The organism is Comamonas sp. UBA7528 (assembly GCF_002479375.1).
Classification (GTDB): domain Bacteria; phylum Pseudomonadota; class Gammaproteobacteria; order Burkholderiales; family Burkholderiaceae_C; genus Comamonas.
In genome coordinates, this window is the sequence record NZ_DLMU01000008.1 from 478108 (window position 1) to 487812 (window position 9705).

Annotated in this window: 10 protein-coding genes and 1 tRNA gene; 6 read left to right on the plus strand and 5 right to left on the minus strand. The window is 63.9% G+C overall.

The features are described from left to right. Positions 1-33: 33 nt before the first annotated feature. The 5 genes from B3349_RS11160 to B3349_RS11180 form a co-directional block, all read right to left on the minus strand. A complete protein-coding gene (locus B3349_RS11160; RefSeq protein WP_291588639.1) occupies positions 34-870 on the minus strand; it encodes a M90 family metallopeptidase in 837 nt (278 codons plus the stop codon). 8 nt (positions 871-878) lie between these two features. Beyond that, positions 879-1679, minus strand: a complete 801-nt coding sequence (locus tag B3349_RS11165) for a UDP-2,3-diacylglucosamine diphosphatase (RefSeq protein ID WP_414646881.1) — start codon at positions 1677-1679, stop codon at positions 879-881. 139 nt (positions 1680-1818) lie between these two features. Then, entirely contained in the window at positions 1819-2346 is a 528-nt protein-coding gene (locus B3349_RS11170; RefSeq protein WP_066538950.1) for a peptidylprolyl isomerase, read from the minus strand. A 51-nt stretch (positions 2347-2397) separates the two neighbouring features. Next, positions 2398-2982: a peptidylprolyl isomerase gene (locus B3349_RS11175; RefSeq protein WP_291588640.1), complete on the minus strand. Its 585-nt coding sequence runs from the start codon at positions 2980-2982 to the stop codon at positions 2398-2400. 140 nt (positions 2983-3122) lie between these two features. Then, positions 3123-3653 carry a tetratricopeptide repeat protein gene (locus B3349_RS11180; RefSeq protein ID WP_291588641.1) on the minus strand — a complete coding sequence of 177 codons (531 nt, stop codon included), beginning with the start codon at positions 3651-3653 and terminating at the stop codon, positions 3123-3125. 195 nt (positions 3654-3848) lie between these two features. Between B3349_RS11180 and cysS the strand changes: the two genes are divergently transcribed. The 6 genes from cysS to B3349_RS11210 all read left to right on the plus strand — a co-directional run bounded on the left by cysS (position 3849) and on the right by B3349_RS11210 (position 9560). Continuing rightward, positions 3849-5228 (plus strand): cysteine--tRNA ligase, encoded by a 1380-nt coding sequence (gene cysS, locus B3349_RS11185; protein WP_291588642.1) that lies wholly within the window; start codon positions 3849-3851, stop codon positions 5226-5228. 18 nt (positions 5229-5246) lie between these two features. Continuing rightward, positions 5247-5906 (plus strand): DNA-3-methyladenine glycosylase family protein, encoded by a 660-nt coding sequence (locus B3349_RS11190; RefSeq protein WP_291588643.1) that lies wholly within the window; start codon positions 5247-5249, stop codon positions 5904-5906. Positions 5907-5952: 46 nt separating this feature from the next. Next, positions 5953-6924: an acetyl-CoA carboxylase carboxyltransferase subunit alpha gene (locus tag B3349_RS11195; protein ID WP_066538942.1), complete on the plus strand. Its 972-nt coding sequence runs from the start codon at positions 5953-5955 to the stop codon at positions 6922-6924. 173 nt (positions 6925-7097) lie between these two features. Continuing rightward, on the plus strand, positions 7098-8045 hold the full coding sequence (gene tilS, locus B3349_RS11200; RefSeq protein ID WP_291588644.1) for a tRNA lysidine(34) synthetase TilS: 948 nt from the start codon (positions 7098-7100) through the stop codon (positions 8043-8045). 102 nt (positions 8046-8147) lie between these two features. Continuing rightward, positions 8148-9413: an aspartate kinase gene (locus B3349_RS11205; RefSeq protein WP_066538935.1), complete on the plus strand. Its 1266-nt coding sequence runs from the start codon at positions 8148-8150 to the stop codon at positions 9411-9413. Positions 9414-9467: 54 nt separating this feature from the next. After that, positions 9468-9560: transfer RNA gene (locus B3349_RS11210), tRNA-Ser, on the plus strand. Positions 9561-9705: the final 145 nt, after the last annotated feature.

The window sequence follows — 9705 nt, forward strand, 5'->3', positions numbered from 1 at the left end:
GGCTGAATGCCGGCTGTGGACATGCCGTCAGCGTCAGCGGGCCAGGCGGCCAAAGAAGGCATCCAGCGCATGGACCACGGTGGGCAGCTCCTCGGCCATGCGTTCGCGGTCCACCCAGTAGCCTTCACAGGCCACGGCAAAGAATTCGGCCGGGGCTTCGGCCCCGTAGGCATCCAGCCAGGGGGCCGGCTGGCCAAAGCGTTCATGGCGGATGACCAGATCGCGAAAGCGCTCGTAGGCGTCGCCCCAGACAGCGCTCCAGGCCTGGCGGGCGGCGCTGGCACTGGTATGGCCCATGAACCCCCTGGGCAAGGGCGGGCAGCCGTTGGCATGGCCGTCGTGCATGTCCAGCTTGTGGGCGAATTCGTGGATCACCACATTGGTGTGGCCGCCATGGGCGGCGTGGCCGGGTTGCACGGCGGCCCAGCTGAGCATGACGGGGCCGCCTTCCATGGCTTCGCCCATCAGATCTTCCCGGTAGTGGTGCACGACCCCCGCTTCGTCCACCACCTTGCGGCGGGCCACCACATCGTCGGCGTGCACGACGATGCCGATGAAGTCGTCGTACCAGCGCAAGGCGTCAGCGGGCTCGCCGAAATACAGCAGCAGCACGCAGGCCTGGGCGGCAATGGCCACGGCCATGGCGTCGGTGATGACCAGGCCATGGGCGCCGGAAAATTCCTTGCGCTGCAGGAAATGGGCTACCAGCTGCTGCAGGTGGGCGTCTTCGGCGGGCGTGAGGCGTTTCAGGAAGGGGTAGGTGGCGACGGTGGCCTGCCACAGCGCGGCCGGTACCGGGGCGGGAGGCAGCGCACCCGCGCGCACGGCCGCGCGGCGGGCCCAGGAGGGGAGAACGCGCTGCCAGTCCATGCAATACCTCAGCCTGCGCAGGCCGCCTGCGGAGACAGGCGCTGCCAGCCGGCGGGCGTCAGGCGTAGCACTTCGCTGCGCTGGGTGTCGGCATCGAGATGCCAGTCGCTGGTGACAATGCGCCAGCGGTTGCCGTCCAGTGCATGGTCGGCAGGCTGGTGGGTGTGGCCGTGTACCAGCCAGTGGGCCTGGGCGGCATCCATCCAGGTGGTGGTCATCTGCGCATCGGCGTCGGCGTAGGGGGCGCCGGCCTGCTTGCGCTGCTCGCTTTCCGTGCGGGCGGACTTGCCGATGGCACGGCGCACGGCCAGCGGCTGGGCCAGCACCTGCTGCTGCCAGGCGGCAGAGCGCGACAGGGTACGGAACTGCTGGTACTCCACATCGTCCAGGCACAGCGCATCGCCATGGCTGAACAGGATGCGGCGCTCGCCCCAGGCCAGCACGGTGGGGTCGGCCAGGGCGGTCATGCCGGTGCGCTGCATCAGCAGATCGCCCGCCAGAAAGTCGCGGTTGCCGACCATGAAGAACAGCGGCCGCTGTGCGGCGGCCTGTTGCAACACAGCGGCGCATTCGGCCTCGAAGCTGCCAGGCTCATCCAGCGCGTCGTCGCCCACCCAGACTTCAAACAGGTCACCCAGCAGAAACACGGCATCGGCGCAGGTGTGCAACAGATAGTCACGCCAGGCCTGCACGGTCTGCGGCTCCGAGGGCTGCAGGTGCAGGTCCGAAATGACATCGACCGTACGCCAGGTGGGCGCAGCCTGCAGCTGCGTCACCGGGGGCACGGTCGTACGGGGATCTGAATTCACTCGAAGAATCAGTGATTCCGGCCGCTGCGCGCCAGCCTGTGCAGCTGGCCGAACCCATGTGCGTGGCAGCCCGCAAAGGCCGTCCCGCAGCACGGGCTTTCCTCCGATGGAGGCAAGCCGCGCAGCGGCCCAGGAGGGATCAGAGGGCCACAGCCTTGTCGATCACCACGGCGTCAAAAGGCACGTCGTCGTGGAAGCCCTTGCGGGTGGTGCGCACCTTCTTGATGGCGTCGATCACGTCTTCGCCCTTGACCACCTTGCCGAACACGGCATAGCCCCAGCCTTGGCCGGTGGGGGCGGTGTGGTTCAGGAAGCTGTTGTCCACGGTGTTGATGAAGAACTGGGCCGTGGCGCTGTGCGGATCGCTGGTACGGGCCATGGCGATGGTGTACTTGTCGTTCTTCAGTCCGTTCTTGGCTTCATTCTCGATGGGCGCCGCGGTTTCCTTTTGCTTCATGTCAGCCGCAAAGCCGCCGCCCTGGATCATGAAGTTCTTGATCACGCGGTGAAAGATCGTGCCGTTGTAGAAGCCCTGGTTCACGTAGTTCAGGAAGTTTTCCGTGGATTTGGGGGCGTTCACTGCGTCCAGTTCCAGCGTGATCACGCCGGGGGTGGCGGTGTCGGCCACGTTGATGGTGATGTGCAGTTCGACTTGTGGGTTGCTCATGGCGTGTCCAATCTTGAATCTATAGGGGGTGAGGGGGGATGCCGGTGCGGGTCAGCGCAGCACGGAGGCCGAGTTGATGGTGACCGGCGTGGTGGGCACATTCTGGTGCATGCCGCGGGTGCCCGTAATCACCGTGCGGATTTTCTCCACGGTCTCGGTGCCTTCGACCACCTTGCCGAACACGGCATAGCCGTAGCCATCGGGCTTGGGGGCGTTGAGCGAATCGTTGTTGGCGACGTTGATGAAGAACTGGGCCGTGGCCGAGTTGGGGTTGCCGGTACGGGCCATGGCGATGGTGTACTTGTCGTTCTTCAGGCCGTTCTTGGCTTCCAACGGGATGGGTGCACGCGTGGCCTTTTGCTGCATGTCGGCGGTAAAGCCTCCGCCCTGGATCATGAAGCCGTCGATCACGCGGTGAAAGATGGTGCCGTCGTAGTGCTTGTCGTTCACGTACAGCAGGAAGTTCTCCACCGTCTTGGGGGCGGCGCCGGGGTTCAGTTCCAGCACGATATCGCCCAGGCTGGTGGCCAGCTTGACACGGGGAGGGCCGTTTTGCGCCCAGGTGGGCGCAGCAAAAATGCCAGCTGTCAGTGCAGATGCAGCAAGCGTGAGAGCGACTTTTCTACGGGAAAACATGGGAATGCTCCGAAAAGGCAAACAAACGAAAAAAGCAGGGAGTCTGCCAGCAGGGGCGCGCAGCGCACGGGGCGCCGGCCAGCCACCGGTGCTGGCGGTATTCAGTCAGTTGGGGGCGGTTGTCCGCCCGCCAAGGGGTATCACTTGGTTGCGGGCTGCAGCACACCGCCCAGTGTGGACAGTTTGAGCTTGAGTGCGGCGTTGTTGCCGCTCAGTTGCAGCGAACGGGTGTAGGACTGCTGCGCCAGGCGGGTGTAGATATCACCCAGGTTCTCGTGCGCCACCCCATAGTTCGGGTTGTTGCGCACGGCCATCTCCAGCGCGTTGCGGGCCTGGTCCAGGCGGTTCTGGCCGGCATAGATCACGGCCAGGTTGTTATAGGGCTCGGGCAGCTCGGGATATTCCTCGGTCAGCAGCGTGAAGGTGGCGATCGCCTCTTCGGTCCGGCCGGCAGCGACCAGGGCCGTGCCCTTCAGAAAGCGCATCTGCGGATCGCGCTGGTTGCTGGCCAGGTACTGGTCGGCCTTGGCAATGGCGTCGGCGGTCTTGCCGACGCGCACCAGCTTGGCCACATCGCTGTAGTCGTCAGCCTGGGCCGCGCCGCCTGCCGCCAGCAAGGCGGCCACGGCCAAGGCGCGCAGGGCAGAGGAGGGAGAGCGGCGCATGAACATGGAGTAGGTGCTTTCGAGGAGATGGGGGCACCCCCGCACGGGGGGCTTTATACTGCGACGCATTGTAGCTGAGGGGTGTCGGGCCGCTGTGCGCAGCAAAGGCCGCCAGGGCACCCCTTTTGCGCTGCTGGGAATGTGCTGCCGGACCGTCCTGCCGCTTTCTCCCCTCCCTCTGTGATTGAGACACACCTCCCGATGAGTTTGCGTATCTACAACACGCTGTCGCGTGCACTGCAAGCGTTTTCGCCGATCGAGCCTGGCCATGTCCGCATGTATGTGTGCGGCATGACCGTATACGACCTCTGCCACCTGGGCCATGCGCGCTCCATGGTGGCCTTCGACGTGGTCCAGCGCTGGCTGCGTGCCAGCGGCTACCGCGTGACCTATGTGCGCAACATCACCGACATTGATGACAAGATCATCAAGCGGGCGGTGGAAAACGGCGAAACCATCCGCAGCCTGACGGACCGCATGATCGCGGCCCTGCACCAGGACGCCGATGCGCTGGGCATTGCCCGTCCCGACCACGAGCCGCGCGCCACCGACTATGTGCCGCAGATGCTGGGCATGATCGGTACGCTGCAGCAAAAGGGTCTGGCCTACCAGGCCGGCAATGGTGATGTGAACTATGCCGTGCGCAAGTTCCCTGGCTACGGCAAGCTGTCCGGCAAGTCGCTGGACGAGCTGAATGCGGGCGAGCGCGTGGCCGTGCAGGATGGCAAGCACGATCCACTGGACTTTGTGCTGTGGAAGTCCTCCAAGCCCGAAGAGCCGGCCGATGTGAAATGGCCCAGTCCGTTTGGCGAAGGCCGCCCCGGTTGGCACATCGAATGCTCGGCCATGGGTTGCGCGCTGCTGGGCGAAAGCTTTGACATCCATGGTGGCGGTGCGGACCTGCAGTTCCCCCACCATGAGAACGAGATTGCCCAGAGTGAAGGTGCCACCGGCAAGCCGCTGGCCGCGACCTGGATGCACAACGGCTTCATCAATGTGGACAACGAGAAGATGTCCAAGTCGCTGGGCAATTTCTTCACCATCCGCGATGTGCTCAAGGAATACGACGCCGAAACCGTGCGTTTCTTCGTCGTGCGCAGCCACTACCGCAGCCCGCTGAACTACAGCGATGTGCACCTGGACGATGCCCGCAGCGCCCTCAAGCGCCTGTACACGGCACTGAGTCTGGTGGCTGCGGCGCCGGTGCAGATCGACTGGAGCAACGCGCATGCCGTGCGCTTCCAGGCGGCCATGGACGAGGACTTCGGCACGCCCGAAGCGGTGGCGGTACTGTTCGAGCTGGCCGCCGAGGTCAATCGCAGCAAGTCGCCGGAAGTGGCCGGTCTGCTGAAGGGGCTGGGCGGTGTGCTGGGTCTGCTGCAGGACGACCCACAGAAATTCCTGCAGGCCGGCACCGAAGGGGTGGACGCGGCCGCCATCGAGGCGCAGATCGCCGCGCGCGCTGCCGCCAAGGCCGAGAAGAACTGGGCCGAGGCCGACCGCATCCGCAAGGCGCTGCTGGAGCAGGGCATTGTGCTCAAGGACTCCGCAGCGGGCACCACCTGGGAGGCCGCCCAGTAAGGGCGCAGGACAACTCCCATGGCTCCCTCTCCGAAAGAACTGCCCGTGCCGCCGCAGCATGCTGCGACCTACTGGGCAGAGGCGTGCAAACACCTGGTCAAGAAAGACCGGGTGCTGCGCCGCCTGATCCCCCAATACCCCGGTGAAGCGCTGATGGCGCACGGCGACGCGTTCGTGACGCTGGCGCGCTCCATCGTGGGCCAGCAGGTGGCGGCCAAGTCGGCCTCTGCCCAATGGAAGAAACTGCTGGCGCTGCTGCCCGAAGGGCTCACGCCTGCCCAGCTGCTGCGCCTGAAGGTGGACGACATGCGTGTCGTCGGTTTGTCTGCCCGCAAGGTGGACTATCTGGTGGACCTGGCCGTGCACTTCACCGAAGACCGCCTGCATTTGGACGCCTGGGGCGAGATGGATGACGAATCCATCATTGCCGAGCTGACCGCCATCCGTGGCATCGGCCGCTGGACTGCCGAGATGTTCCTGATGTTCTACCTGCTGCGTCCGAATGTGCTGCCGCTGGACGACGCCGGCCTGCTCAAGGGCATCAGCGAGAACTATTTCTCGGGCGAAGCCGTCAGCCGCAGCGATGTCCGTGAAGTCGCTGAGGCCTGGAAACCCTGGTGCAGCGTGGCAACTTGGTATATTTGGCGCTCGCTCGACCCGCAGCCTGTGACCTATTGATACGTTCCATAGGCCCCTTGGCGTGGCCGGGACAAGGAGAATAATTTTGGCGAAAAAGACTTTTCTGGACTTCGAACAGCCCATCGCGGAACTCGAAGCCAAGATCGAAGAGCTGCGTTATGTGCAGACCGAAAGTGCTGTCGATATTTCGGAAGAAATCGACCAACTGAGCAAGAAGAGCCAGCAGCTCACCAAGGACATATACAGCGATCTGTCGCCCTGGCAGATCACCAAGATCGCGCGCCATCCGGAACGCCCTTACACGCTGGACTATGTGCGCGAGTGCTTCACCGACTTTGTCGAAATGCACGGTGACCGCCATTTTTCGGATGACAAGTCCATCATCGGCGGTCTGGCACGCTTCAATGGCCAGCCTTGCATGGTCATCGGCCACCAGAAGGGCCGTGACACCAAGGAACGCGCACTGCGCAACTTCGGCATGACCCGCCCCGAGGGCTACCGCAAGGCCCTGCGCCTGATGAAGACGGCCGAGAAGTTCCATCTGCCGGTGTTCACCTTTGTGGACACTCCCGGTGCCTTCCCCGGCATCGATGCGGAAGAGCGCGGCCAGTCCGAAGCCATTGGCCGCAACATCTTCGAGATGGCCCAGCTGCAGACCCCCATCATCACCACCATCATCGGTGAAGGTGGTTCGGGTGGCGCGCTGGCCATTGCCGTGGCCGACCAGGTGCTGATGCTGCAGTATTCGGTGTACTCCGTGATCAGCCCCGAAGGCTGCGCTTCCATTCTGTGGAAGACCGGTGAAAAGGCTTCGGAAGCTGCCGAAGCCATGGGCATTACCGCCCACCGCCTGAAGGCCCTGGGCTTGGTGGACAAGATCGTGAACGAACCTGTGGGTGGCGGTCACCGCGACCCCAAGCAGATGGCATCGTTCCTCAAGCGTGCCCTGGCCGATGCCTGGCGCCAGCTGTCGGACCTGAAGCCCAAGGAGCTGCAGGACCGCCGCTACGAGCGCCTGCAAAGCTATGGTCGCTTCACCGACACCAAGGCCAGCTAAACCGCTGGCACGGCAATGACGGACGGGCACGTTGTGCACACCGCCTTGACCATGGCCCTGCGGGGCCATTTTTCTTGCGCGGAAAAAGAGGCGCCGTGCCCCTGGCGCGATGGGCTGGTGCGCCAGGGCTGCCGTAACCCGGTGGTCCGGATGCCAGGCGAAGGAGGCCGCGCATGACGCAGTCGGTCGACTCCGCCATGGCGGCTTTCGCTCCCGCGTTGCCCCTGGCCGTGGCCTACAGCGGCGGGGCGGATTCCTCTGCGCTGCTGCATGCCTGTGCGCAGCGCTGGCCCGGGCAGGTCTATGCCATCCATGTGCACCATGGCTTGCAGGCCGCGGCCGATGGCTTTGCCGCACATTGCCGCGCCACCTGTGAACGCTTGCAGGTGCCGCTGGCGGTGGTGCAGGTGGATGCGCGCCCTGCGCCAGGAGACAGTCCCGAAGATGCGGCCCGCCGCCACCGCTATGCCGCGCTGACCGAGCATGCGCTGCAGGCCTTCGACCGGCCCATGGCCAGCGTCGCCTTGGCCCAGCATGCGGATGATCAGGTGGAGACGCTGCTGCTGGCCTTGTCCCGGGGCGCCGGCCTGCCGGGTCTGGCGGCCATGCCCCGGCACTGGCAGCGCGCAGGACTGGACTGGCACCGGCCGCTGCTGCAGGTGGCAGGTGCCCATGTCCGCCAGTGGCTGACCGACCGGGGCGAGGCCTGGGTGGAAGACCCCAGCAACACCGATCTGCGCTACACCCGCAACCGCATCCGCCAGCAGCTGCTGCCGGTACTGGCGCAGGTGTTTCCCCAGTTTCGCGACACTTTTGCGCGCAGCAGCCAGCACGCGGCCCAGGCGCAACAGCTGCTGGCTGCCCAGGCGCAGTCCGATCTGCAGACTGTGGGGGTTCCGCCACAGATCAAGGCGGTGCAGGCGTTGCCGGCCGAGCGCCAGGCCCACGTGCTGCGCCAGTGGCTGCTGCAGTTTCACGGCGCCACGCCGTCGTCGGCGCAGCTCAAAGAGCTGCTGCAGCAGATCCGCCATTGCACTACGCGAGGCCACCGCATCCATATCAAGGTGGGATGCGGGTTTGTGGTGAGAGAAGGCGCGCGGCTCGGTTGGTACAATCCCTGAGTTTTGGTCCACTTATCTGAAGTACGAAAACCGGCGGCGCGCCAAAACAGCACACCGTTCATTCAGCGCCGTACCCTGCAGTTTCGTCACCCCTGTTATCCAATGGCACTGATCGTTCATAAATACGGCGGCACCTCGATGGGCTCTCCAGAGCGCATCCGCAACGTCGCCAAGCGCGTGGCCAAGTGGGCTCGGGCCGGCCACCAAATGGTGGTGGTTCCCAGCGCCATGAGTGGCGAAACCAACCGTTTGCTGGGTCTGGCCAGCGAACTGGCGCCCAACAGCCCCAAGACTTCGTACTACCGTGAGCTGGACATGCTGGCGGCGACTGGTGAGCAGGCCTCTTCGGCACTGCTGGCCATTGCGCTGCAGGCGGAAGGCATGGAGTCGGTCAGCTACGCCGGCTGGCAAGTGCCCGTGCGCACCGACAGCAGCTTCACCAAGGCCCGCATCGAGTCCATTGACGACGCCCGCGTGCGCGCCGATCTAGAGGCTGGCCGTGTCGTGATCGTCACCGGCTTCCAGGGGATCGATCCCGACGGCAACATCACCACCTTGGGGCGTGGCGGCTCGGACACCTCGGCCGTGGCCGTGGCCGCCGCCATGAAGGCTGCCGAATGCCTGATCTATACCGATGTGGATGGTGTCTACACCACTGACCCCCGTGTGGTGGCTGCTGCCAAGCGCCTGACCACGGTGAGCTTTGAAGAGATGCTGGAAATGGCCAGCCTGGGCTCCAAGGTGCTGCAGATCCGTTCGGTGGAGTTTGCCGGCAAGTACAAGGTGCCCATGCGCGTGCTCTCGAGCTTCACGCCCTGGGACATCGATCTGGAAGAAGAGGCCAAGTCCGGCACGCTGATTACTTTTGAGGAAGACGAAAAAATGGAAAAGGCCGTCGTATCCGGCATCGCTTTCAACCGCGGCGAAGCCAAGATCTCCGTGCTCGGCGTGCCCGACACCCCCGGCGTGGCGGCAGCCATCCTGGGTCCTGTGGCGGATGCCAACATCGAAGTGGATGTGATCATCCAGAACATCTCCAAGGAAGGTAAGACCGACTTCTCCTTCACCGTCAGCCAGGGCGACTACCAGCGTGCCATGGACCTGCTGCGTGAAAAAGTGGTGCCCGCCCTGGGTGCTGCCGAAGTGGTGGGCAACCCCAACATTGCCAAGGTCAGCATTGTCGGTATCGGCATGCGCAGCCATGTGGGTGTGGCATCCACCATGTTCCGTGCGCTGAGCAAGGAAAACGTGAACATCCAGATGATCTCCACCTCCGAGATCAAGACCTCGGTCGTCATCGACGAGAAGTACCTGGAGCTGGCCGTGCGCGCCCTGCACACGGCCTTCGGTCTGGACAAAAGCGAATAATTTTCGCAACTTCGTCAAAGCGGCCCAAAAAGCTGCTTACAATAGCGTTATTGCGGAAACGTGACCGAGTGGCCGAAGGTGCTCCCCTGCTAAGGGAGTATGGGGTGTAGAGCCTCATCGAGGGTTCGAATCCCTCCGTTTCCGCCAGATCAAAGAAAAAAGCCTTCTGGCTTTTTTCTTTTTGCAAGCATCTTCTGGATGTTTGCAAAAAGTTAAAAGCTTTGATCTGCACAGCAAAAGTTGTGCTACAATACAAGGCTTCGCTGATCACAGCGGACTGAATTCAAAACAG

What these genes read in the sequence shown, in the direction of transcription:
- B3349_RS11160 (WP_291588639.1), bottom strand. Translation starts at nt 870, where the DNA reads ATGGACTGGCAGCGCGTTCTCCCCTCCTGGGCCCGCCGCGCGGCCGTG.
- B3349_RS11180 (WP_291588641.1), bottom strand. Translation starts at nt 3,653, where the DNA reads ATGTTCATGCGCCGCTCTCCCTCCTCTGCCCTGCGCGCCTTGGCCGTG.
- B3349_RS11170 (WP_066538950.1), bottom strand. Translation starts at nt 2,346, where the DNA reads ATGAGCAACCCACAAGTCGAACTGCACATCACCATCAACGTGGCCGAC.
- tilS (WP_291588644.1), top strand. Translation starts at nt 7,098, where the DNA reads ATGACGCAGTCGGTCGACTCCGCCATGGCGGCTTTCGCTCCCGCGTTG.
- B3349_RS11190 (WP_291588643.1), top strand. Translation starts at nt 5,247, where the DNA reads ATGGCTCCCTCTCCGAAAGAACTGCCCGTGCCGCCGCAGCATGCTGCG.
- cysS (WP_291588642.1), top strand. Translation starts at nt 3,849, where the DNA reads ATGAGTTTGCGTATCTACAACACGCTGTCGCGTGCACTGCAAGCGTTT.
- B3349_RS11205 (WP_066538935.1), top strand. Translation starts at nt 8,148, where the DNA reads ATGGCACTGATCGTTCATAAATACGGCGGCACCTCGATGGGCTCTCCA.
- B3349_RS11175 (WP_291588640.1), bottom strand. Translation starts at nt 2,982, where the DNA reads ATGTTTTCCCGTAGAAAAGTCGCTCTCACGCTTGCTGCATCTGCACTG.